Source organism: Brevibacillus nitrificans (assembly GCF_003710965.1).
Classification (GTDB): domain Bacteria; phylum Bacillota; class Bacilli; order Brevibacillales; family Brevibacillaceae; genus Brevibacillus; species Brevibacillus centrosporus.
The window spans coordinates 108,067-130,403 of sequence record NZ_RHHU01000017.1 but is presented as its reverse complement, the minus strand read 5'-3'; the positions used below and the strand labels follow the sequence as shown (position 1 = coordinate 130,403).

Below are 22,337 nucleotides of genomic sequence, written 5' to 3'. Positions count from 1 at the left end.
TTCATGCATAAATACATGTCTTTGCAAAATGAACTGGAGCGCCTGATCGAAGGAGATACGTATCGGGATGGCGACAAGCTTCCCTCCATTCGGGAGCTGTCGCGCCAGTATCAATGCAGCATGAGCACGATCATCCGGACGTTGGCGGAGCTGGAGAAGCGGCATCTCATTTACTCGGTCGATAAAAGCGGCTATTACGTCGTCAAAAAGCATCATGCGTCCCACTCTCCCTTGTCGCCCTTTACCGACTTTGCCACTTCTGCTCCCGATCCGGATGTCTTTCCATATCTGGACTTTCAGCATTGCATCAACAAGGCCATCGAGACGTACAAAAACGATTTGTTTGTTTACGGAACGGCCCAAGGTCTTCCCACGCTCATCCCCGTGCTGCAAAAGCTTTTGGCGAATCACCAAGTCTTTGCGCAGCCCCCTCATATTGTCGTCACGTCTGGCGTACAGCAAGCCTTGGCGCTCTTGGCGACGATTCCTTTTCCCAACGGCAAAACGAACATCTTGATCGAGCAGCCCGGCTACCATCTGCTGATCGAATATTTGGAGACGCACAAGCTTCCGGTCATGGGCATCAAACGCACTGGCGCGGGGCTGGATCTCGATGAATTGGAGCAGCTCTTCCACAGGGAGAGCATCAAGTTTTTTTATACGATGCCGCGCTTTCACAGTCCTTTGGGTACCACCTACTCTCGGCAAGACAAACAAGCGATCGTAGAGCTTGCGCGCAAATACGATGTATATCTTGTGGAGGACGATCACCTCGCCGATCTCGAGCAGGACAGCAAAGCCGATCCGCTTTTCTCCTACGATCGCTCTGGGCATGTCATTTATCTGAAAAGCTTTTCCAAAATCATTTTTCCCGGGCTGCGCTTGGGAGTCGCCGTTATTCCCGAGTCCCTCACGGACATCTTCAACCGCTTTAAAAAGCTTCTCGACATCGACAGCTCCATGTTGTCTCAGGCGGCCCTAGAGATTTATGTAAAGAGCGGGATGTTCGATAGGCACAAACAAAAAATACGCACTTCCTACGACCGCAGGGCAAGGCTTTTGACAGATTCGCTGATTCGCGAGCAGGCAAGGACGGATGGCCTGTTTCGCTTTCCTATGATGAAGCATCCCGGCATTCATACGCATCTCGTCCTGAATGAGCGGTTATCCGTCCCTCGCCTCGTTCCTGTCCTGAAAAAGCAGTTCATTCTGATCGAATCCATAGACAGGCATTACTTGTCAGACTTTCCCCGCGACAACATCCTCAAGTTAAACGCCTCTACGGTAAAGGAAGAGCGGATCGAGCAGGCAGTCGAGCAGCTGGTCGAAGTGCTGAGCAAAGCTCAGCGGTAAATCCGTTTTCTCTGTGTACGAAAAAAAGAGGATTCGCTTCATCGCGAATCCTCGGTCATGCATCAGCCGCTTGCTATTATTCGGTTCCCTTCGTCACTTTGATTTCACCATCCACGACATCGACGCTGATCCGGGAAATTTGCTCTTCCTCCATCACCAGATCCGCAATGCCGTCCTCGACGTACTGCTGGATGACCCTGCGCAGCGGTCTTGCCCCGAATGTCGGGTGATAGCCTTTGTCCGCCAGCATGGCTTTGGCTTCCGCGGAGATCGTCATTTCCATTCCTTGGTCGCTCAGATTCTCCATGACATCCTGCAGCAAGACATCCACGATCTTCACCAGATCTTCTTTTTGCAGATGGTTGAAGGCGATAATACCGTCAAAGCGGTTGAGGAACTCCGGCCGGAAGTAAGCGCCCAGCGAGTCCAGTACGGACACAGGCTCAGGCGTTTTAGCACCAAAGCCCACGGAAATTTTCCGCTCGCTTACCCCCGCATTGCTCGTCGCAATAATCACTGTGTCTTTGAAAGTGACGGTGCGGCCCTGGCTATCCGTCAAACGACCATCCTCCAGAATTTGCAGGAACATGTTCTGAACGTCAGGATGCGCCTTTTCGATCTCATCCAGCAAGATGATGCTGTACGGATTGCGGCGTACGCGCTCTGTCAGCTGTCCCGCCTCTTCGTGACCGACGTAGCCAGGAGGAGAACCGATCAGTTTGGACACCGAATGCTTCTCCATGTACTCGCTCATGTCCAAGCGGATCATCGAATCGCGCGTACCGAACAGCTCTTCTGCCAATGCTTTGGTCAGCTCGGTCTTCCCTACGCCTGTCGGTCCGACAAACAGGAAGGACGCAATCGGTCTGTGTTTTGGTTTCAGTCCGGCACGGCTGCGGCGAATCGCTTTGCCTACCTGTGTCACGGCTTCGTTTTGACCAATGACTTTGCGTTCCAGATTCTCCACCAGATGCTTCATTTTCGTCTGCTCATCGCTCTGCAGCTTCTTCACAGGAATCCCTGTTTTTTGCTCAATGATTTCCTGGATATCCTCGATGGAAACGACTGCATGGTGCTCGGTACTGTCTTTCGTATCGAGTGCAGCGAGAATTTTCGCTTCTTCATCGCGCAGCTTTGCCGCACGCTCGTAATCTTCCGCTTTCGTGGCATCCTGTTTTTCGACGCCGATGGCTTTCAAGCGTGCTCTCATTTCCTCTGTATCATTCGCAGAGGAGCGCAGATTCAGCTTCGAGCCTGCTTCATCCAGCAAATCGATGGCTTTGTCGGGGAGAAAACGATCCTGGATATAGCGGTGCGAGTATTCCACACACGCCCGCAGTACATCGTCCGGATACGACACCAGGTGATAAGACTCGTATTTCGCACGCAGTCCCTTCAAAATCTCCAATGCTTCTTCCGTTGTAGGCTCTTTGACCATAACCGGCTGGAAACGGCGCTCCAGAGCTGCATCCTTTTCGATGACGCGATATTCTTTGAGCGTGGTTGCCCCGATGACTTGCAGCTCGCCACGTGCCAGAGCCGGCTTCAGGATATTCCCTGCATCCATCGAGCCTTCTGCGGAGCCGGCTCCGACCAAGAGATGCAGCTCATCGATAAACAGAATGACATTTTCACGCTGTGTCAGCTCTGCAATGATCTGTTTCATTTTTTCTTCAAACTGGCCACGAATACCCGTGCCCGCTACGAGAGACGCTACATCTAACGTATAGACGATTTTCCCGCGCAGCTTGGTTGGGACATTTCCCTCAACGATTCGCAGGGCCAGGCCCTCTGCAATAGCAGTCTTACCGACACCGGGCTCCCCGATCAAGACCGGGTTGTTCTTGCCGCGACGGTTCAATATCTCGATGACACGCTCAATCTCGCTATCCCGCCCGATCACCGGATCAATGAGACCAGCACGAGCGGCATCATTCAGATTGCGCCCCATCTTGTCGAGGATTCCTCCACGTCCGCGGTCGCTTGCTGCCGCGTTTGCAGAAGAGGCATTTCCTGCTCCCGGATTCATAGACGATGCTTTCGCAAAGTTTTGCAGGAAATCATCCAGCCCGGAGAAGGAAGAAAAAGGACCAAAATTCATGCCGAGCCCAATCTTGTTTGACATTTTCGCATGACATTCGTTGCACAAATGATACTTTTGCTGCTTCCCTTGAACCTGTATATTCACAAACACATTTGCATTTCGTTGTTGGCATACTTCACACTGCATAAATCTTACCCCCTATACAGCGAATAGTTGTAGTGACAATAGCTTTCTCCCGCTTGATTGCAGGATGCGACGGTCAATCGCCATTGAATGTTTGACCTTTATTGACCTTCGATGTCTTTATTATAATTTGACCTTCTTTGACTTTCAAGAAGAAATGAATAGGAACTTTTTACATGTATTGATTCGCTTCCTATCCCTTCCTATAATAGTCATGAGATGAGATGAGTTAAGTCAGGGGGCATTATCATTTGAATACACTCGCATACGGACTTCTTGGACTAGTTGCTCGAACACCTAGCTCCGGCTATGATCTAATGCTCCAGCTTCAGCCATACTGGCAAGCCAAGCACAGTCAGATTTACCCGCTTCTCGCAAAGCTAGAACAAGAAGGGTACATGCAATTTACCCGCGTCCACCAGACAGATCGGCCAGATAAAAAAGTGTATTCCATAACCGAAAAGGGAGAAATCGCTTTAAAATTATGGCTGGCTGAACCTCCTGCCGAACCGGTTACCCGCGATGAAATGGTATTGAAAGCGTATTGCTTGCAGCTTACTGATGCCAAATCTGCACGAGCCTTGTTCACGAGTCGGATCGAACAATGCAAGGAACATATGCAAATGTATGAGCATGTCATGAACGAGATGGAACAGCAATCAGATGGACATCCAGACGATCCGAACCATCCTTCTTTCAGTGATTACATATTGCTCTCGTGGGGTGTCCGCCGCATGAAGGAAGATGTGAAATGGTGTGAGTGGGTTCTCGAATTGCTGGAGAAACGAAAAGACTAATCGAGCAGACTACAAGAAGCCAACATTCCCATGTGGACTGTTGGTTTTTTTCTCGTTGTGGACATCCTAGTTAAATATGTTCATGAACCTAACCGAGTAAGGGGGTGCCCTGTTGAATCAGCCAAAACTGGTTCACTTCAGCGATAAGGACTTGGATGGGGAGTCTTGTTTCCTCCTCAGCCGCCTCGCCTTTCCTTCCCGAGAGATGGACCTGCGCGGAGTGACACCTTACACCGTCAATCAGGAAGTCCAAAGATTTCTGGAAGAAGAGCTATCCCGCGAAATGGATGTCGTCATTACGGATGTCAGCGTCAACGAAGAGGTAGCCGCGCTCATACAGAAAAAAGTCAAGCAAGGGCATTCCCTTCGATTAATCGATCATCACCCGACTGCATTGCCCTTGGCTGCCAGCTATGATTGGGCAAACGTAATCATCGAGGACTCGGGGAAAAAGACCTCGGCAACCAGTCTCTACTATGCCTATCTGGTCAACCAAGGCCTTCTGGCTCCGTCTGGCGTTCTTAGCGACTATGTCGAGCTGGTACGCTCGTTTGATACGTGGGATTGGGATGCGTCAGGAAATATACGTGCCAATCAGCTGAACCTTTTGTTTTACATGGTCGAGAGAAATGTCTTTGTTCAAGATGTGATCAGCCGTTTACGCGAGGATGGCCCCGATCAGGACCAATTCGTATTCAATGAAGTAGAGTCTGTGCTCATTTACACCGAGGAAAAAAGAATGGATGAGTTCGAACAAAAAAAGCTGAAGCAAATGAAGCATGTGGAGGTAGAAATCGATTTGGCAAAGACGCGGACCTTTCAGGTAGGCGTCGTCTTCCTGGAGCAATATCACTCCACGACAGGGAACTTCCTGTGCAAAAACGATGAGCAGATCGATTTCGTCGCTATGCTGGATCCAGGCAAAGGTCGTATCAGCTTTCGAACGATCAAAGACGACGTGGATCTGGCTGTCATCGCACAGCATTACGGAGGGGGAGGTCACCCAAAAGCTTCTGGATGCTCCTTTACGGGCGTCACCATGAAAGCTTTTGTGTACCCGGCTTTGCAGGTGCATACTTCCCAGAGATGAAAAAGCCATAGACCGGAGCTCCTTGTCGTGGAAGGGAAGTCCGGTCAAAGCCCCTTACGTTTACGTCTGCATCGTAGATTCGACTACTTCCGTTAAGGTTTCCGCAATCCGGCTGCTGACCCCCTCGATCGTTTGAAGCTCCATAAGAAAAGCATTCATGACTACCTGAAATGCGCGCAAGACTTCATTGGCGTTTAACTCGCGAACAAGGGATTTTTCCAGCGGTGTGGTTACCTCCTTTGGCAGACTATCGATCCCCCGCGCTTCAGATAGTGGGAGGCTGTATTTCATGCAAGCCAAAGTCAGTATGGTATCTCGAATCCCTCTCACAAAAAATTCCGCTCTCCACCACTGTTCTCGCCGGACACAAGCTCTCACATGCAGGGCATAAATAAAGCCTACCCCAATCCAATACGCAACGGGCTGTGTGGAGGAAGGACGAGCTTCCTGAACTGGTTCACCAAATAGCAGTTGAAACGTGGACCCTCGTGCTCCAAATTCCGAAAGAGGTGCGAAGGCAAGATCTACCTGCAGCGTATTGCGAAGCAGGAACACTCTGTAAATCGTTGCTCCCGACATGACATCGATATGATGTACGACATCATGGCTGGCATACATCATTTCCGTCCAATCAGCCAAAGCCTCCTGCAGCGATGCTTCTTCCAATCCGAAGAAGAGATCAATATCGGACCATGGATCCTCTTTGCCAACTGATGCCGAACCCGTAACGGCTGCGCCACGAATACGAGGGTCGCTTTGGGCTTTTCGTATCAGTTCCGAGCGTAGGTCAGCACGGTACTGCGAAGGAAACATCATGGGAACCTCATCCTTTTCATCGAGTATTTTGTTCCTTCGCTACAAAGCAGCTACCAGCCCTTTAAGATTCTCACACTTTCTTGGCTCTGCACATCCCTCTTCTTGAACAAAAAAATGAGCCTTCGTCAGGCTCATTTTTCGTGTGAGGCAGTAATAATGCGCCGGATAAACTTTTCGACGTCTTCCTGCGTAAACGATTCGTCGATGTGAAACATGATGAAGTAGGAGCTGCGCTCGAGGTTGAAGGAGTAGATCCCGTATTTTCCGGAGTCAACCTCTTTTATCTGGAACTCCACCTCTACTCCGTCGATCTTCTGCACGTCCGCTTCCATCAACGAGCCTCTCTCGTTGCTGATCTCCATCCTGATCAACGGCTTTCCTTCAAATTCTCCATAAAACACGGTCCGGCGCTGCTTGCTTTCCAGCTGTCTTTTCTGCTCCGGGTTCAAATCGATGAGTGGGCCTCTTTGATCCGTGTAGACGATCGTGGCTACTCGCCGATCTCCCACCTGCTGGTTATTCACGACAGGGGGATGCTGGATGGCTGCATATTTGACTTGATAGCCTTCCCAGAGCGGAACCACCATTTTTGTTCCCAGCTCCTTCTCCATTTTCTGCTGGATTTCCGGCGTCCATCCAAACGCAGCAGTGTGCAAATCAAACCGCGCGATTTCCTCGTCGCCTGCAGTGAGGATCAGCGTAGCGTCGAATCGCCTTTTTTTCAATTGTTCCAGCTGTTCCTTCGAGGACAATAGCGGTATTTGCTGATAAGCTCCCAAGTCCTCTGTCGTGCCTAATTCATAAAAAGCGTTGTACTCGGCCGTTTGATTTGGGAGTATCTCAGCCGCAGCCGTATAACCGCCATTCATCTTCTCAAATGCATCAGTTCCACTTGTTTCCAGCAGCGTCATACGCAGCTGCTCGCTAGGCTCGAGCTTGAAACGGACTGGCTTCTCGTCATCGCCGACCTTTTGAATGCCGTTATTTTTCACGGTGAATGTATAGGAGATTACGGTTGGAGTCACATATTTGATGACTTTCTCTCCATCCATGATGCCTGTCTGCCCGCTGATGGATTTGTCTGTGACGATCTGCGCCGACACCTCCACCAATTCTAGAGAAGGCTTATTCGTACAAGACACTAGGGCGAAAAGACTGATCATCAGGAAGAAACCAATCAGAACCAGCCGCTTCAACATCGTCCTCACTCCCTCCCGTTCCATGCCCCTTCTGACCTCGCCGCTTTCTTTGCTCTTTTTTCCTTCACAATCCAATAGATTGCCAGCAGCAGATAGCTCGCTCCTCCTATAAAGGTACACGCAAATTGGAACCATACCAGCTTCCCATTCAGACCTTTTCCAACCGGACCTGTCTTTGGCACATACGCCGAGATGAGCTGTACGATGGCACAAATAATCATGAGGCTCGAGCTTAGCAGCAGCACGTACTTTCTCATGCTAGGTCCCCCTTGCTGGGTATCAAGAACAAAGAGCCTCAGTTTGAAGCTTTCTCGTACTCTTTCAAGATTTCGTCAATAACAGCATCTACGTCTTCAGCGAGCGTGCTATTCTCGCCTTCTTTGAAAGCCTTACCGCAGTTTGTTTGGGTCACCTCAATGCCTGTGTAGCGGATCTCGATACTTTCGGGTTCACCGATGGAGGTTGAAAAGCCACCTGTCCCCAGCGCCCTTACACAGCCATCCTGAATGGGCTTTCTTTGTCCCTGCTTATCGATGTAATAATACTTGTCTGTGATCCTCCCGTACTCCATGTCGGGCGTTGATGTAACAAAGTAGCCTTTTTCATTCATGAGATACACATCATAGTCGCCTTCCTTTGTGAGGGGCGGTGCATTTTTTACGTTGTAGAAAGCATACGCGATTCCTTCGTAGCCTTCGGGGAGGAGATATAGGTCATTCGTTTTCTCATTCGAAGCCGAACAGCCTGTCACCGTTAGAATTGCCCATACAATCGCAATGCGTACAATCGTTTTTATCGTCATGGTCTACCACCTACGTTTTGCATAAATGAATGAGTACCCTTTTCATGTATAGACGTTCGCAAATGGAAAATGTTTCTAATTTTCTTTACAAAAAATCTTTGCTATCCGTAACAGCCTCACTCGTCCCTTCCTTCCAGCTTGTATATTTATGGTATCCCTAGCTCGCTTGGTACTATAAAATTGTTGATAAAAAGATCCTGTTGAAGCGCGGAGGTCGCCTATTTTGCTAAATCGAAGAATCCAAATCATCCATTCCTATGTCCCGATCGGTTTGTTGGTATGGCTGCTGTTTTGGTTCATTCCCTACTACGATCAGACGGAGCGCATCATCCTATTTGCTGTTTTCGTAGTCGTGCCGTTAACCTTGTACCGAGTCATTGAGTCAGCGAAGCAGAAGCCCCTCTTCCTGTTGAACCTCCTCGTCAGCCAAATTCCAATCGGTGCGATGGCGTTAGCCGTGTCCTTCCTTCTTTCGCCGGGTATCGTTGCCGGTTTCCTCTCCATTCCTTGGGGTTTCGCAACCGTGTGGATCGCTGTTACAGGCGTCCTCCTTTTTAGTAAGCGCTCCGCAAATTTGGCTGAGATATCGAAAGGGATCGGCTTTTTGTACATCAGTATCGGCGGGATCTGGGTGGTGGCTCATCAGTTCGGGCTTCCCTTGTTAGGATTTCAGGGACACATCATGTTGCTTACAGTCAACCATTTTCACTATGCGGGCTTTGTCGCACCCATTTTATTTGGTTTCTTACATGACAGCCAATGGAAAAGCTCCCTCTCGCGCATCATGGTTGTGCTTGGCGGGATTGCCCCCATCCTCATCGCACTGGGGATTACGTACTCTCCCCTTCTTGAGTGGCTGTCAGTTGTCGTTTTCACCTTGTCACTCCTGTTGTACAGCGTCCTTGTCTTTTTTTCGATCATTCCAAAAGCCACCGGTTGGACGAAGGGATTACATCTTCTCGCTAGCAGTGTCATTTGGATGACGATGGCACTGGCGGTCACTTACGGGTTTGGGGAATGGACGGGGCAGCCAACCCTCTCGATTTCCACCATGATTTTCTTCCACGGTTGGGGGAACGCGGTCCTCTTTTCCTTTATCGGGGTGCTGGCATGGCACGCTACCTTGATGGATCGAGAAACGTCGCGGATTCCGTTTAGCCTTATTCAAGGAAAGGGGAAAATCGGTGCGGATGTATTTACAAATCTGGCTGTTCTCGACCCCGCACCGAAGCACAAGCCGACTGGGCTAGTCGACGACATGCAGACTTACCGCAGCGAACGCTTTAATCCCGACCGGATCGACGAAGAAATCATCCGTTTCTATGAACACACAGATGAATACGAGCTGCATTTGTCCCCTAACTGGAGCAGCGGGTTTAAATGGCCAGCCAGGGTCTATAAACTCATGAGCCAATGGCTGGAGCAAATGAACTTTCCCCTTGAGGCAGAAACAAGCGAATTGCAGGTCAAAAGCGTTATTTTGCCTATCCAAGACGAGAGGGACGGCAGGAAACAAGTCCGTGCCTGGGTACGAACCTACATCCCATCCAGAACAGCGATTTATGCGGCTTTGTATTCCACCCACGTGTCAGAAGATACACGCTATATGAACATCGCCTTCCCGCTCCCTTATTCCCAGATGACAAGTATTCTGCAGCTGCAGGATGCAGCGGATACACTCGTGTTGACTTCTTGGCCATCTGAAGGGGTGCCTGGGGATCAAGGTGTTTACCTCGTGATCAATCAGAAGGCCATTCGCCTTCCTATCAATGAAACCATTACGGTATGGAAAGATCCGGAATCACCAAAAGGAGAAATAGAAGCGAGGCATGACATGTGGTTGTTCGGGGTCAAGTTTCTGACGTTGGATTACCGTATTTTTAAAAGATCCTAAGAGCAAGCTTGAAGGCAGCCTGGTGGTGTGGCTGCCTTCCATGTCTGTGTTCTTGTTTACAATTGTGAAATTCTTTCATTGATTGTCGTTACCAATCGATCCATCTCATGTAATCTTGCTTTCACTTCTCTGTTCTTCATTTGTAATTCTGCTTCTTTTCGGTGAATAGCCCCTCTTAGTTCGCTCGCTGTATTCGCAAAGGAATCCGCTGCGTCAGGGTCTGTTACCCTCCAGGACCAAACCGCATTTTCTAACAGGCTGCAGCGGATCTTTAACCGTTCAATTTCTTCCCTGTCCTTTTGGGTTATCCGGTCCAATTCCGCTTTTTCTGCTTCTAATTGCCGTTTCCATCTCTGCAATTCATCGAGCTCGATTGACATGAAGGTCTCCTTTCTTCTTTCGCGTTCGCCTATTTAGACATAATCAGACTTCGCACCCAAGTGTACCCTTGCTGAACGAATGGTCTGCTAGGATTGCTATGTGGAGTATGCTCAAAGATAAACTGCACTCCTTCGCATTGGGCTAGGAACCTCATGACATGCGCAATTTTATATTGCACTCCATTATTCTCATGGCTCGGATGGACGGGAATCCAAATGTATTGATCATCTTCATACGCCACGTTATGCAAATGAACTATGCAAAGCTTCAAGGAGTACTTCTCCCCTATTTCAACCGGAAACGCATCCAGGTATTCGATTCCTTTTGTGGAACGCCCAATCCCTAATTTGGGTTCACAAATAATGGGGATCTCATAGGTATTTTGGATTCGGCTCAATTCTTGCAAACCCGACTCCATTAACTCGTTTACGGATTCCGTCGATTCTCTCGCAAAGTAAGGAAAATGGACCAGGATGTATTCCGCAAAATGAGGGTTCTCTTATAATTTTGATAATCTTCAAACACCTCGGTGAAATGCTCGCCCCAGAAACCATTCCTTGCGCCCCACAAGCTTCCTTACTTGTCCGACATAGAATTTAGATAGCTCATACTCAGTAAATCACCTCACCATTTACTGATTCTGGAAAACAATCTAATTTCCTTTGCAGGTGCCGATAAATGCCTTTCAGCAGATACCTGTGCTTGATTACAAAAGGTCGTTAAGCTTGCTGCCATCTTTTAGCCTCGTTACTTTTTTCTTGTATTGCATTAGCTTCGCTTCAAGATTTCCTCTATTTTGCTCAAAGTCGCGTGTCCATTTATCCATCATCTTTAGCATCATCAAGTCGGGCTTGTAAGCACACTTTTCCACGCCAAGTACTTGCTTCAAAAAGCGTAGTAGAATCCTTATTTTGCGGACAGTCAATGGGGTATCAAGAAAGATAATCGTATCGGCCATTGTGTACAGGTACTGATAGGAGTCCCTATCTGTCCCTTCCATGATCCAAGCTCCCTTTTTATCGATTTCCATGATCACTTCCAACTGTTCAGCCGGTGTGCGTCTAATTCGTCCCTTTGGGGTCTGGTGATGAACGATAGAATCGAGCTCAAACCAGGGAATATTCATTTTCTCCGATAAACGCTTTGCCAATGTTGTCTTACCGCTCGCTACACTGCCAATAAGAAAGACCTTTTTCATCTGATCTTGACTCCTTGCATCGGAGTTTATTCTATACGCTTTTATCTTCTTCTCACGTATACGAATTCCTTTTCCTAACGCTGCTTGCCTCACGACCGGCAGGAACATTAGAAAACTTGGCTCCGCCAAGCTTTCCGGCGGAGACTTAGCTGCACTATACTGGCTAAGATTTTTACAAATTCTTCCTGCATAAAAAAACTTCCCCGGCGTAACCAATTCACTTGGCCTGCCGGGGAAGTCTTTTATCTGATGGAGCTTGCACTTGCGTAAAACCAAACGATTTCCTTACTTTTTGGTAACCAGCTCCAGGTCAACCGGGATGTTGCTTTCCACTTTCTCACCTTTTGCTACTTTCAAAGCGGTTTGCACAGCGGTTTCACCGATCGCTGCCGGTTTTTGAGCAACCGTTGCACCCATTTTGCCGTCGTTTACGGATTTTACTGCGTCGTCCGTAGCGTCGAAGCCTACGACAACGATGTTTTTCCCTGCTGCTTCTACGGCTTGCAGAGCGCCCAGTGCCATTTCGTCGTTGTGTGCAAATACTGCTTGTACGTCTTTGTTTGCTTGCAGGATGTTTTCCATGACGGAGAGACCTTTTGCACGGTCGAAGTCAGCTGGCTGGGACGCTACTACTTTCACGCCTTCTTTGCCGTCTACTGCATCGTGGAAGCCTTTTCCGCGGTCACGCGCTGCGGAAGTACCTGCGATCCCTTGCAGCTCAACGATGTTGCCTTTGCCACCCAGTTTTTCCAGGATGAAATCGCCAGCCATTTTGCCGCCTTTTACGTTGTCAGAAGCGATATGAGACACCACTTGTCCGCCTTCAGCTGCACGGTCAACCGTGATCACAGGAATGTTTGCTTTGTTGGCTGCTTCTACAGCTGTGACGATCGCTGCAGAGTCAGTCGGGTTGATCATGATGACACTTACTTTTTTCTGAATCAAATCTTCTACGCCGCTGATTTGCTTGGCGGTATCGTCTTGCGCGTCTACTACCAAGAGCTCTGCTCCTGCATCCTTCGCCGCTTTCTCAGCTCCCTCTTTCAAGGAAACGAAGAACGGGTTGTTCAGAGTGGAAACGGCCAGACCAATCGTTACCTTGCCGCCTGCTTCGCCACCTGCATTTGTATTGCCTGCGGATTGCTCAGCTGGCTTGTTTTCCAGGTTGGAAGACGTGGAGCAGCCTGCCAGTGCCCCCAGTACCAGCGTAGAAGCCATTGCCATCTTCAAAAATTTCTTCATAACGAATCCATCCTCCTTAAAGTCCAAGCTTTTTTATTTATTTAGCTTTAGATCGGTCCAAGAGTACTGCGATGAGAATGACCGCCCCTTTGACTACCGACTGGTAGAAGGAAGAGACATTCAGCAGGTTCAGACCGTTATCTAACACACCGATGATCATCGCCCCGATCAGGGTGCCGACGATCCAGCCACGCCCCCCGGACAGGCTCGTACCACCCAAAACAACGGCGGCAATCGCATCGAGCTCGTAGGATGTCCCTGCGGTTGGCTGCGCCGAATTGAGACGGGAGGTCAGGATGATCCCGCTCAGGGCTGCAAACAGACCGCTGATCGAGTAGACGAGCACTTTGACTTTGCCCGTATTGATCCCGGACAGCTTGGTCGCTTCCTCGTTGCTGCCGAGTGCGTATACATGGCGTCCAAAGGTCGTATGACGAAGTAAGAAATACAAGATAGCAAACGAGATCAGCATCCAAATGACTGGCATCGGGATCTCCAGGAAAAAGCCTTTCCCCAGCAGCGCGAAGTCTTCATTCAAGCCTGTAATCGGTCTGCCCTCTGTGTAGACCAGCGTCAGGCCACGGAACACGGTCATCGTCGCCAAGGTACCGATGAACGGAGCCACTTTCCCTTTTGTGATGATGATGCCGTTGATCGCCCCCATGACTACACCAGCCAAAAGGCCAATCAAGACAGCCAGCCACGTATCCATACCGCTCGCCATCAACCCTGCAGTGATAGCGCTTGCAAGAGCCAACATGGACCCTACGGATAAGTCAATGCCGCCCGTCAAAATAACGAAGGTCATCCCAAACGCAATCAAGGCATTAATCGAAATCTGGCGCAGCACGTTGAAAATATTGCTTACTGTCAAGAAGTCACTGTTAATAATCGATAGGACGATGACAATCAAGGCGAGCCCAAGCAGCGGGCCCATTCTCTGCAAAACATTAAACCGCATGGCTAGTCCCTCCCGTCGCTGCACGCATAATCATTTCCTGTGTAGCCTCTTCTCTCGTAAACTCTCCCGTAATCCGGCCTTCATGCATGACCAGGACGCGGTCACTCATGCCCAGCACCTCTGGAAGCTCGGAGGAGATCATCAAAATCGCGACACCCTCCTGTGCGAGGCGATTCATAATATCGTAGATTTCTTTTTTCGCCCCGATATCGACACCGCGAGTCGGCTCGTCCAGGATCAGGATTTTCGGCTTCTTCGCCAGCCATTTGCCGATTACTACCTTTTGCTGATTTCCGCCGGACAGCGAGCCTACGATCTGTTCGCCGCCTGCTGTCTTGATGAACAAGCGCTGGATCGCATCATTGCTCAGCACCTGCTCGTCTCTCGGCTTCATGACGCCAAGAGACGAGACTTTTTGTAAATTCGGCAGAGAAATATTCTCCCGCACCGAAAGCGACAGGACCAGACCTTCTTCTTTACGATCCTCCGTCACGAGCGCAATTCCCGCAGAGATCGCATCGATCGGCCGCGTCACACGCACCGGCTTGCCATCGACGAGAATCTGTCCTTCCCGCACCTTCTCCAGACCGAACAGCGCTTTGGCCATCTCCGTGCGTCCTGCCCCCATCAGCCCTGCCACTCCGACAATCTCCCCGCTTTTGATCGAGAAAGAGATGTTGGAGAGCTTGTCTTTGACATTCAAGTTTTCGACGCGAAGACGCTCCCCGCCCAGCTGAACCTCTACCTTTGGAAAACGGTCGGTGATTTCACGCCCTACCATCATTTTCACCAGCTCGTCCAGATTCGTCTCGGCCGTCTCAACGGTTCCCACGTACTGTCCATCGCGCAAAACGGTGATCCGATCACTCACCTGAAAGATTTCCTCCATCCGGTGTGAAATGTAGATCATCCCGACGCCTTTTTCCTTGAGTGAGGCAATCATGTCAAAGAGGGCGTCGATCTCGCGGTTGGTCAAGGCAGCTGTCGGCTCATCCAGAACGAGAATGTCTGCCTGCATCGAAAGGGCCTTGGCGATTTCGATCATCTGCTGCTGACCGACTGACAGATCGCCGACCAGCGTATCCGGATCGAGCTTGATCGCCAGCTGATCGAGCCAGCGCTTGGTTTCCTGCCGCATTTTGCGCCAATTGACAAAGCCGCTCTTGCCGTACGTGTATTCACGACCGAGAAATATGTTTTCCATGACAGACAGATGGGGAATCAGGTTCATCTCCTGATGGATGATCGCAATTCCTCGACTGGAGGCGATATCCGGTGTCATCTTCTCCTGTGTCTCGCCCTTGACGATGATTGTCCCCGCATCCCGCTCGTAAATGCCGCCGAGAATCTTCATCAAAGTGGATTTGCCTGCCCCATTTTCCCCCATCAATGCAACCAGCTCACCGCTTTTCAGGTTCAGCTGGACATCACTTAGCACCTTGACTCCTGGGAAGGATTTATTGATTCCTTTCATCTCCAACAGATAGGCTGACATGTGTACTCCTCCTCTCTTCGCCGTGTGTTGCTATTAAAACGTCACACCTGCTTGCAAAATGACGTTCGCATATGGCGTGCATTCACCCGTGCGGATGATGGCTTTCGCTTCCTTCGTCAGTTCCTTGAAGGCTTCGTGCGAGACACTCTCCATCTCCACTCCCGGAAGAGCCGCTTCCAGATAGATGTGCGCGCTCGGCTGCGCCTTGATCAGTTCCTCTGCGAAAATCGCCTTCTCTACCTGCATTTCTAGCAATACTGCGTTCAACACTTCAAAAAAGGAAGGCAGTCCTGGAACGACCGCCAGATCTATGCGTGTCACGAAATCAGGGATCGGCAAGCCAGCATCGCAAATGACGATTCGATCCGTATGTCCCAGCTGGCTGATCAGCGCCGAAATATCGCTGTTTAAAATGCCTAGTTTTTTCATAATGTCCCCCTTACTCTGCGATGAATTCCTCTACTTGTGCGAGGGTAGGCATACCTGCCTGAGCGCCCAGCTTCGTTACAGCCAGTGCAGCCACTTTGGTGGCGAAAGCGACGGCTTCTTCGACCGCTGCTCCACCGGCTAATGCGTAGGAAAATCCAGCATTAAACGAATCACCCGCTCCCGTCGTATCTACGACTTGAACGCGATGGCTTGCGACCAGTCCTTGCTCTCCTTTGGCAGTCAAATACGCTGCCCCTTTGGACCCCAAGGTGGTTACGACTGTAGAAACGCCTTTTTGCAGCATCGCGTGCATAGCGTCCGCAAGCTCGATTTTGGCATCCGCCTGCGCCAGCAGATAAAGCTCGGATTCATTTGGAATGAGGACGTCCACCTGACTCAGAAGTTCATCTGGCAGCTCGCGAGCCGGCGCTGGATTGAGCACCACCGTCTTGCCAAGCTCCTTTGCTTTGGTTGCTGCATAGATCACCGTTTCCAGCGGGATCTCTAGCTGCAGCAGCACTACATCAGACTGTTTAATCTTGTCGACATGCGTATTGATATCGGCTGGCGTGACCTGTCCGTTCGCCCCTGCCACCACAATGATCTGATTGTCGCCCTGGGACAGCACGATGGAAGCCACGCCTGTATGGCTGTCAGCTTCTGTCTTTACCGCTTCCACATCGATGCCTTCCTGCTTCAGCGCTTGCAGCAGCTCCGTGCCGAAAGCATCGGCGCCAACCGCACCAATCATCGTCGTCTTGGCTCCCAAACGGGCCGAGGCTACTGCTTGATTGGCTCCTTTTCCACCTGGAATAAAGTGAACCTGGTTTCCATGAACCGTCTCTCCCATGAGCGGCGGTCGCTTTGCCTCGACAACGATATCCATATTCAAACTGCCAATGACGACAACCTGTGGCGGCTTTTTCATCGTTTCTCTCTCCTTTATCTTTTCGTGGAATCACGCACGATCAACTCTACATCCAGCTCATACAGCTTGGCTTCCATCACACCTGATTGGATCGTCTCGATCAGCACCTTAGCAGCCAGTGCCCCCATATCGTAGTTGGGTTGGGCGATGGTCGTAAGCTCTGGCGTGGTAATCTCCGTCAGGCTGATGCCGTCAAAGCCGATGATCGCAACGTCTTCGGGTACGCGAATGCCGAGCTGGTGAAGTCCTTTCAATGCCCCAATCGCCATCAGGTCATTTCCGCAAAAGATTCCGTCCACATCCGGGTGCTTGGCAAACAGCTCCTTGACTGCGGCAAGCCCACCGTCCATCCGAAAATGCCCTGGCACCATCAAGCTTGGGGAGTACCACGGAAAATCCAGCACCGACTCTTCATAACCGAGCATCCGTTTTTTGGCGGTGATCAGCTCTTGTGGTCCATACAGATGAGCAATCTTTTTGCAGCCGATGTCCAAGAGATGCGATACAGCCAGCTTCGCCCCCTCGTAATTTCGCGAGCGTATGACGCTGCACGATTGGCGAGTTGGCGCTCGGTCAAGCACCACAAGTGGAATGTTGTTTTTATTCATTTGCTCGACGTCATCCTGCCCCAGTGTATTGGAGGCGAAGATGATCCCGTCGACGTATTTTTTGCGCAGCACTTCGATATACGATTTTTCCTTTTGGCCAAGGTCATCGGAATTGCACAGAATGACCGTAAAGCCATGCTTTTGAGCGACGTCTTCCACGCCCCTCGCAATTTCCGGAAAAAACGGGTTGGCAATATCGGGCAGAATTAACGCTATTGTGCCCGTCTGCTTCCCAGCCAAACCGCGCGCGACCGCATTCGGCTCGTAATTGAGCTGCTCGATCGCCTTGGCCACTCTTTGCTCCGTATCCTTGTTCACGTATCCATTTTTATTGAGGTATCGGGATACCGTTGCCACGGATACCCCCGCTAATTTGGCCACATCGCGTATCGTTGCCATGCTTGCCTTCACCGTCTCTTCACAATGTGTAACCGGTTACATGTTTTCCGAAAAAAGAGAATGATTGTGGAAATCATTCGTGTGTAACCGGTACCATATTTGATGCTTACACTATACTCCTGCTCAAAAAAAGCTGTCAATACTTTTTTGAAAAAATCTCCTTGCTACGTCTTTTTTTGAAAAGGAATTTTTCTTTCGGGGAGTATGTCTTCCCTGACAGCTTCTGTCAGTCTTTCTCCTTTATGATGGATACATGGATGAGAGGAAGCCAGACCAAACCACTTTCATGAGGAGGCACGCTTTATGAATGAAGGAAAAACCTTGCGTGGCATGAGTACCGTCAGTTTTTGGGCGGAGGACCTGGATGCAGCAACGAAATGGTATACCGAACTAGTCGGCATCGAGCCGTACTTTCGTCGACCAGGCTACGTCGAATTTCGTATCGGCGACTACCAGCACGAGCTGGGCATCATCGATAACCGTTATGCCCCTGCGAACTCGGGAGCTTCTCCCTCTGGAGTTGTTGTCTACTGGCATGTTGACGATGTGACAGCCACTTTTGCGAAGCTTCTGCAGATGGGCGCACAGCCACATGAGGAACCACAGGACAGAGGGGCTGGCTTTATCACGGCTACCGTCATTGATCCCTTTGGAAACATTCTCGGCATCATGTACAATCCCCATTACCTGGAGATTTTAGACGCCCAAAAACAAGCTTGAAATGCCAAAGAGCAGCCTGATCCACTTCGATCAGACTGCTTCTCTTGTGTCTTCCATGCCATCTCTAGTTTTCGTTTGCCCGATAAACGTTCTTTCCTGCCACAAACGTAGCCTCCACCTGAAATGCCTTGTCCAAAATGACGATGTCCGCATCGTAGCCGGCCGCCAGTCTCCCTTTGCGGTCCGCTATGCCGAGGATCGTTGCAGGGGTCAGGGAAGCCATCTCGACCGCTTCCGGCAATGGCACTCCGCTCAGCGTCACCATATTGCCTACCGCCCGGTTCAGGGTCAAAATGCTTCCCGCCAGCGTCCCATCCGCGAGCTTGGCTTCCTGACCTCGGACGTGAACCTCCTGCCCCCCAAGGTCGTAGGTTCCTTCTCCCATCGCCGCAGCTCGCATAGAGTCACTGACCAGCGCGAGACGCTCAGCCGTTTTGACCCGATACAAAATTCGCATCACAGCAGGATGCACATGTATGCCATCGGCGATCAGCTCCGTGCTCAGGTGCTCGTGATACATCGCCGCACCTACCACTCCTGGCTCGCGATGATGCAAGCCTGTCATGGCGTTGAAGCAGTGTGTGAAGTGACGCACGCCTGCTTCGACAGCCTCAGCCGCTTGGGCAAAGGACGCTCCGGTATGCCCAGCTGATACGATGACTCCACGATCTTTGAGCCAGGCGATCGCCTCCAATGCCTCCGGCTGCTCAGGCGCAATCGTGACGACCTTGATCAGTCCTTCTGCTTTTTCATAGAAATGCCGCACTGCATCCAGCGTTGGGATCGCGATGTTCTCTTCCTTTTGCGCTCCTTTATAGCGGGGGTTGATCCACGGGCCTTCCAGATGGATTCCCGCTACCTGCGCCCCTGCTAGTCCGACCCGTTTTTGCTGGGCAATGTTCTCCAACGCGGTTTCCAGTTCCCCATAAGGCGCTGTCATCGTGGTGGCTAAAAAGGTCGTAACGCCAAACCTTGTTAGAGCACGAGAAATCTCCTGCAGCGACTCAGGTGTCCCATCCATCGTGTCACAGCCGTTGATACCGTGCATATGCAAGTCGATGAAACCAGGAGCAATCCAGCCTTCTGCCACTTCGATCACCTCGGCAGGCAGAGCTTCGCGATACGTATCTGCTTCCCCCGCGAACTGGATGGTCCCTCCCGCCACGACGACCAAACCGTTCTCGATTTCCTCGCCACTCGCAAGTACCGTCCCTCTCAGGGCGATTGTCTGATTCATGCTTTTCCCCTCCGCATTGCTGCCATGCAAACCTTTTTTCGGACAAATTCGTGTCATTCCGATTATAGCACTTGAAAAATAACAAAACCAAGGTCCGTGCAAGAACATGATTGACTGGAAGGAATTTTCTTACTATGATGAATTTGTAACTATCAAAATCGCAAATGAAGGTTACATACACCGAATTACCTAAGGAAACCGAGGGAGAGAATCCACATATGTATACCGTGCGCCGCGTTGCCATGCATGAGCTTTCTGATTTTGTCGCTGTTTTGACGCCTCCGGAACGGCACTCCTCCATTCTTGCGTATGTAAAGCATATGTTTTCGCAAGGCGCCATGCGTCCTGAATGGTGTTTTCTCGTGGAAAGAGAGGGTGAAACACTCGGGCGTGCTGCGTTCTGGACGCTCCCCGGAAAGGACGTACCTTCGGATATTGTCCTGCTCGATCTTCCTTGGGAGGATGACGCGTGTGGCGACCAGCTGTGGCAGGATCTGCTGCTGATGGGCAAACAGCTAGGTGCCCAGCAGCTGGGGTATGTGTGGGACACGCCCGCCATGGCTCCACAGTGGCAGGAAAATGGGCCGAGTCGACAGACGTTTTTAGAAAAGAAAGGGTTTCATCTGCAGCGGGAAACCTCCCGTTTCGAGTGGAAATCCGATGAGCCTCGCAGTCAGAAAGCAAACGGAGGCATTCAGTTTCGCAGCTTGTCGGAAGTGGGGGAATCTGCTTTCATCGATGCGATCATGCGCGGCTCCGCTTCCACTCTCGACAGACAGATTGCGCAAGAGCGTGCTGACTTCGGCCCCTATCTCCAGGCAAAAGAGATCTTTCACGACCTGCAGAGCATGTCTTATGAGGCTCAGTGGTGGGAGCTTGCCTACACGCCAGAGAACGAGCTGATTGGATTCGTCATGCCGACCAAAAGCCCCACCTTTGCGACGATTGGCTACATCGGAGTCCTCCCTGAATTCAGAGGGCGCGGCTACGTCGACGTCCTGTTGAACCGGGGAGTGGCATCACTCGTGCAAAGCAGCGAGCGCTTCATCCGGGCCGATACGGACCTGCGCAATGAACCGATGGCAAACTCCTTTTTACGGGCGGGATTCCATCGTTTTGCCCAGCGCAGCGAATACCGGGTCCGCTTTTGAGGAAGACAGCAAAAAGGGTGTGATCGTCTATGCAATCACACCCTAGTCCAACCGCTTTTCCAGCTCCAGCTCATCCTGCAGCACAATTCCGTCATTCCCGATTTTGGGACTGTCCAATGAAACAATTTGCATCGCTGCATTTGCCTCCTGCCAAGTCACGAGACCGACTACCTGCCCATCCTTCCAGGCCGCAAATCCGGGCAGCTCGTCGCAGGAAATACTTTGCTGATACGCGCCGTACACCATGCACGAGCCGCCCCAGTGCTCAGCAAAAAAGGACTTCAGTCACGAACGGTCTGCATACGTAAGCTGGCAGATCTCATTTCTTGAGCAACCCCTGGCATACCCGCTCTGTTTCCTCGACAAGCGAAGCAACCAGCTCCCCTGCAGACATTTCCCGGCTAAGCGAAGCTGCCTGACCTGCCCACATCGATAGATACTCTGTTCTGTCCTGCTTCGCTGCCGCATTTCGAATATCGCGCGTCAACGCATTTTGTACCGGATAAGGTGGCAGCTCGTGATCATGCGGTGCCAGCAAGGTCATGAACTCATTCTCGATGCCTCTGGCCGATTTACCGGAAAAGGCACGGGTAATGACTGTCGCCTCATCACTTGTCTCACGAACAGAGCGCTTGTACTGCGGATGAGCTCCACTCTCTACGCAGGTCAAAAACGCGGTGCCCAGCTGGACGGCTTGCGCTCCCAGTGCAAACGCAGCAGCAATCCCTCGGCCATCCATGATCCCTCCCGCTGCAATGACGGGAATGTCCACGCGATCCACAATCTGCGGTACCAATGCCATCGTACCTATCAGATTGCTCGGTGAATCTGGCAAAAACGATCCGCGGTGCCCTCCGCCTTCACTTCCCTGGGCAGCAATCATATCGACACCGCTGGCTTCGAGGGCGATCGCTTCCCGCACGGTGGTTGCCGTCCCAATCGTGATGATTCCTCGCTGCTTCAGCTCAGCAAGCCAGCGCTTTTCCAATACGCCAAAGGTAAAGCTGAATACGGGTACCTGCTCCTCGAAAACGACAGCCATCTGCTCTTCAAACGGTTCCGCAAAGCGTGTTACCTCTGGATCAGCCGGTATGCCCAGCCGCTCGCGAACCTCGTTCATTACGCTTGAAACCGATTCAGCTACAGGCTGGCTGCCGTCGCAGCTCTCCGGGATGAACAGATTGACGGCAAAGGGCTTGTCGGTCCGGGCACGAATCGCGCGGATCGCGTCACGCATCTGTCCTGCACTCATATACCCTGCACCCAGCGTCCCCAGTCCACCTGCTTCCGAAACGGCTGCGACCAGCTCTGGAGTCGTCGTTCCACCAGCCATGCCCGCTTGAAGGATCGGCCATTTCACCTGCAATCGATTCGTTATCGCGTTTGCCTGCCACATCATTCCCCACTCCT

At 51.0% G+C, this 22,337-nt stretch carries 22 protein-coding genes; 6 read left to right on the top strand and 16 right to left on the bottom strand.

What is annotated here, in order from left to right:
- Window positions 1-3 precede the first annotated feature (3 nt).
- Window positions 4-1,353, top strand: coding sequence for an aminotransferase-like domain-containing protein (locus EDM59_RS23865; protein WP_122925905.1), 1,350 nt, complete (start codon window positions 4-6; stop codon window positions 1,351-1,353).
- A 76-nt stretch (window positions 1,354-1,429) separates the two neighbouring features.
- Here the strand turns inward: EDM59_RS23865 and EDM59_RS23860 are convergent, their stop codons facing one another.
- Complete coding sequence (locus EDM59_RS23860) at window positions 1,430-3,583, bottom strand: ATP-dependent Clp protease ATP-binding subunit (protein WP_122925904.1); 2,154 nt, start codon at window positions 3,581-3,583, stop codon at window positions 1,430-1,432.
- A 248-nt stretch (window positions 3,584-3,831) separates the two neighbouring features.
- Between EDM59_RS23860 and EDM59_RS23855 the strand changes: the two genes are divergently transcribed.
- Window positions 3,832-4,377, top strand: coding sequence for a PadR family transcriptional regulator (locus EDM59_RS23855; protein ID WP_122925903.1), 546 nt, complete (start codon window positions 3,832-3,834; stop codon window positions 4,375-4,377).
- Window positions 4,378-4,489: 112 nt separating this feature from the next.
- Window positions 4,490-5,467 (top strand): DHH family phosphoesterase, encoded by a 978-nt coding sequence (locus tag EDM59_RS23850; protein ID WP_122925902.1) that lies wholly within the window; start codon window positions 4,490-4,492, stop codon window positions 5,465-5,467.
- 60 nt (window positions 5,468-5,527) lie between these two features.
- Here EDM59_RS23850 and EDM59_RS23845 read toward each other — a convergent pair whose 3' ends face one another.
- From EDM59_RS23845 to EDM59_RS23830, 4 genes are all read right to left on the bottom strand, one after another.
- Window positions 5,528-6,283 (bottom strand): nucleotidyltransferase domain-containing protein, encoded by a 756-nt coding sequence (locus EDM59_RS23845; RefSeq protein WP_148040855.1) that lies wholly within the window; start codon window positions 6,281-6,283, stop codon window positions 5,528-5,530.
- Between the two features lie 131 nt (window positions 6,284-6,414).
- The gene (locus EDM59_RS23840; protein ID WP_122925900.1) at window positions 6,415-7,482 is read right to left on the bottom strand and encodes a hypothetical protein; all 1,068 of its coding nucleotides are present in this window, start codon (window positions 7,480-7,482) and stop codon (window positions 6,415-6,417) included.
- A gap of 5 nt (window positions 7,483-7,487) precedes the next feature.
- Window positions 7,488-7,739 (bottom strand): hypothetical protein, encoded by a 252-nt coding sequence (locus tag EDM59_RS23835; RefSeq protein WP_122925899.1) that lies wholly within the window; start codon window positions 7,737-7,739, stop codon window positions 7,488-7,490.
- 38 nt (window positions 7,740-7,777) lie between these two features.
- Window positions 7,778-8,284: a DUF6843 domain-containing protein gene (locus tag EDM59_RS23830; protein WP_122925898.1), complete on the bottom strand. Its 507-nt coding sequence runs from the start codon at window positions 8,282-8,284 to the stop codon at window positions 7,778-7,780.
- Window positions 8,285-8,507: 223 nt separating this feature from the next.
- Here EDM59_RS23830 and EDM59_RS23825 point away from each other — a divergent pair, with 223 nt between their 5' ends.
- Complete coding sequence (locus tag EDM59_RS23825; protein WP_183193024.1) at window positions 8,508-10,178, top strand: YndJ family protein; 1,671 nt, start codon at window positions 8,508-8,510, stop codon at window positions 10,176-10,178.
- Between the two features lie 56 nt (window positions 10,179-10,234).
- Here the strand turns inward: EDM59_RS23825 and EDM59_RS23820 are convergent, their stop codons facing one another.
- The 8 genes from EDM59_RS23820 to EDM59_RS23780 all read right to left on the bottom strand — a co-directional run bounded on the left by EDM59_RS23820 (window position 10,235) and on the right by EDM59_RS23780 (window position 17,819).
- The gene (locus EDM59_RS23820; protein WP_122925896.1) at window positions 10,235-10,558 is read right to left on the bottom strand and encodes a hypothetical protein; all 324 of its coding nucleotides are present in this window, start codon (window positions 10,556-10,558) and stop codon (window positions 10,235-10,237) included.
- A gap of 707 nt (window positions 10,559-11,265) precedes the next feature.
- A complete protein-coding gene (locus EDM59_RS31485; protein WP_246011210.1) occupies window positions 11,266-12,033 on the bottom strand; it encodes a EutP/PduV family microcompartment system protein in 768 nt (255 codons plus the stop codon).
- A gap of 9 nt (window positions 12,034-12,042) precedes the next feature.
- Window positions 12,043-12,999 (bottom strand): ribose ABC transporter substrate-binding protein RbsB, encoded by a 957-nt coding sequence (gene rbsB / locus EDM59_RS23805; protein WP_122925894.1) that lies wholly within the window; start codon window positions 12,997-12,999, stop codon window positions 12,043-12,045.
- A gap of 37 nt (window positions 13,000-13,036) precedes the next feature.
- Window positions 13,037-13,960 carry an ABC transporter permease gene (locus EDM59_RS23800; RefSeq protein ID WP_092274582.1) on the bottom strand — a complete coding sequence of 308 codons (924 nt, stop codon included), beginning with the start codon at window positions 13,958-13,960 and terminating at the stop codon, window positions 13,037-13,039.
- Window positions 13,950-15,455: a sugar ABC transporter ATP-binding protein gene (locus EDM59_RS23795; protein ID WP_122925893.1), complete on the bottom strand. Its 1,506-nt coding sequence runs from the start codon at window positions 15,453-15,455 to the stop codon at window positions 13,950-13,952. Before EDM59_RS23795 ends, EDM59_RS23800 begins: the two co-directional genes overlap by 11 nt.
- A gap of 33 nt (window positions 15,456-15,488) precedes the next feature.
- The gene (rbsD, locus tag EDM59_RS23790) at window positions 15,489-15,884 is read right to left on the bottom strand and encodes a D-ribose pyranase (RefSeq protein WP_122925892.1); all 396 of its coding nucleotides are present in this window, start codon (window positions 15,882-15,884) and stop codon (window positions 15,489-15,491) included.
- A gap of 10 nt (window positions 15,885-15,894) precedes the next feature.
- A complete protein-coding gene (rbsK, locus tag EDM59_RS23785) occupies window positions 15,895-16,812 on the bottom strand; it encodes a ribokinase (protein WP_122925891.1) in 918 nt (305 codons plus the stop codon).
- 14 nt (window positions 16,813-16,826) lie between these two features.
- Window positions 16,827-17,819: a LacI family DNA-binding transcriptional regulator gene (locus tag EDM59_RS23780; protein WP_122925890.1), complete on the bottom strand. Its 993-nt coding sequence runs from the start codon at window positions 17,817-17,819 to the stop codon at window positions 16,827-16,829.
- A 303-nt stretch (window positions 17,820-18,122) separates the two neighbouring features.
- Between EDM59_RS23780 and EDM59_RS23775 the strand changes: the two genes are divergently transcribed.
- Window positions 18,123-18,539 carry a VOC family protein gene (locus EDM59_RS23775; RefSeq protein WP_122925889.1) on the top strand — a complete coding sequence of 139 codons (417 nt, stop codon included), beginning with the start codon at window positions 18,123-18,125 and terminating at the stop codon, window positions 18,537-18,539.
- Between the two features lie 64 nt (window positions 18,540-18,603).
- Here the strand turns inward: EDM59_RS23775 and nagA are convergent, their stop codons facing one another.
- Complete coding sequence (nagA, locus tag EDM59_RS23770) at window positions 18,604-19,776, bottom strand: N-acetylglucosamine-6-phosphate deacetylase (RefSeq protein WP_122925888.1); 1,173 nt, start codon at window positions 19,774-19,776, stop codon at window positions 18,604-18,606.
- Between the two features lie 218 nt (window positions 19,777-19,994).
- On the opposite strand from nagA, the gene EDM59_RS23765 reads away from it, so the two are divergent.
- Window positions 19,995-20,927, top strand: coding sequence for a GNAT family N-acetyltransferase (locus EDM59_RS23765; protein WP_122925887.1), 933 nt, complete (start codon window positions 19,995-19,997; stop codon window positions 20,925-20,927).
- A gap of 42 nt (window positions 20,928-20,969) precedes the next feature.
- On the opposite strand, the gene EDM59_RS23760 is transcribed toward EDM59_RS23765, so the two are convergent.
- The gene (locus tag EDM59_RS23760) at window positions 20,970-21,173 is read right to left on the bottom strand and encodes a hypothetical protein (RefSeq protein ID WP_122925886.1); all 204 of its coding nucleotides are present in this window, start codon (window positions 21,171-21,173) and stop codon (window positions 20,970-20,972) included.
- A gap of 73 nt (window positions 21,174-21,246) precedes the next feature.
- The gene (locus tag EDM59_RS23755) at window positions 21,247-22,323 is read right to left on the bottom strand and encodes an NAD(P)H-dependent flavin oxidoreductase (protein WP_122926234.1); all 1,077 of its coding nucleotides are present in this window, start codon (window positions 22,321-22,323) and stop codon (window positions 21,247-21,249) included.
- Between the last annotated feature and the right edge of the window lie 14 nt (window positions 22,324-22,337).

What these genes read in the sequence shown, in the direction of transcription:
- EDM59_RS23835 (WP_122925899.1), bottom strand. Translation starts at nt 7,739, where the DNA reads ATGAGAAAGTACGTGCTGCTGCTAAGCTCGAGCCTCATGATTATTTGT.
- rbsD (WP_122925892.1), bottom strand. Translation starts at nt 15,884, where the DNA reads ATGAAAAAACTAGGCATTTTAAACAGCGATATTTCGGCGCTGATCAGC.
- EDM59_RS23840 (WP_122925900.1), bottom strand. Translation starts at nt 7,482, where the DNA reads ATGTTGAAGCGGCTGGTTCTGATTGGTTTCTTCCTGATGATCAGTCTT.
- EDM59_RS23760 (WP_122925886.1), bottom strand. Translation starts at nt 21,173, where the DNA reads ATGGTGTACGGCGCGTATCAGCAAAGTATTTCCTGCGACGAGCTGCCC.
- EDM59_RS23820 (WP_122925896.1), bottom strand. Translation starts at nt 10,558, where the DNA reads ATGTCAATCGAGCTCGATGAATTGCAGAGATGGAAACGGCAATTAGAA.
- EDM59_RS23775 (WP_122925889.1), top strand. Translation starts at nt 18,123, where the DNA reads ATGAATGAAGGAAAAACCTTGCGTGGCATGAGTACCGTCAGTTTTTGG.
- EDM59_RS23865 (WP_122925905.1), top strand. Translation starts at nt 4, where the DNA reads ATGCATAAATACATGTCTTTGCAAAATGAACTGGAGCGCCTGATCGAA.
- EDM59_RS23845 (WP_148040855.1), bottom strand. Translation starts at nt 6,283, where the DNA reads ATGATGTTTCCTTCGCAGTACCGTGCTGACCTACGCTCGGAACTGATA.
- EDM59_RS23755 (WP_122926234.1), bottom strand. Translation starts at nt 22,323, where the DNA reads ATGTGGCAGGCAAACGCGATAACGAATCGATTGCAGGTGAAATGGCCG.
- EDM59_RS23780 (WP_122925890.1), bottom strand. Translation starts at nt 17,819, where the DNA reads ATGGCAACGATACGCGATGTGGCCAAATTAGCGGGGGTATCCGTGGCA.
- EDM59_RS23765 (WP_122925887.1), top strand. Translation starts at nt 19,995, where the DNA reads ATGTATACCGTGCGCCGCGTTGCCATGCATGAGCTTTCTGATTTTGTC.
- rbsB (WP_122925894.1), bottom strand. Translation starts at nt 12,999, where the DNA reads ATGAAGAAATTTTTGAAGATGGCAATGGCTTCTACGCTGGTACTGGGG.
- EDM59_RS23830 (WP_122925898.1), bottom strand. Translation starts at nt 8,284, where the DNA reads ATGACGATAAAAACGATTGTACGCATTGCGATTGTATGGGCAATTCTA.
- nagA (WP_122925888.1), bottom strand. Translation starts at nt 19,776, where the DNA reads ATGAATCAGACAATCGCCCTGAGAGGGACGGTACTTGCGAGTGGCGAG.
- EDM59_RS23795 (WP_122925893.1), bottom strand. Translation starts at nt 15,455, where the DNA reads ATGTCAGCCTATCTGTTGGAGATGAAAGGAATCAATAAATCCTTCCCA.
- rbsK (WP_122925891.1), bottom strand. Translation starts at nt 16,812, where the DNA reads ATGAAAAAGCCGCCACAGGTTGTCGTCATTGGCAGTTTGAATATGGAT.
- EDM59_RS23800 (WP_092274582.1), bottom strand. Translation starts at nt 13,960, where the DNA reads ATGCGGTTTAATGTTTTGCAGAGAATGGGCCCGCTGCTTGGGCTCGCC.
- EDM59_RS23860 (WP_122925904.1), bottom strand. Translation starts at nt 3,583, where the DNA reads ATGCAGTGTGAAGTATGCCAACAACGAAATGCAAATGTGTTTGTGAAT.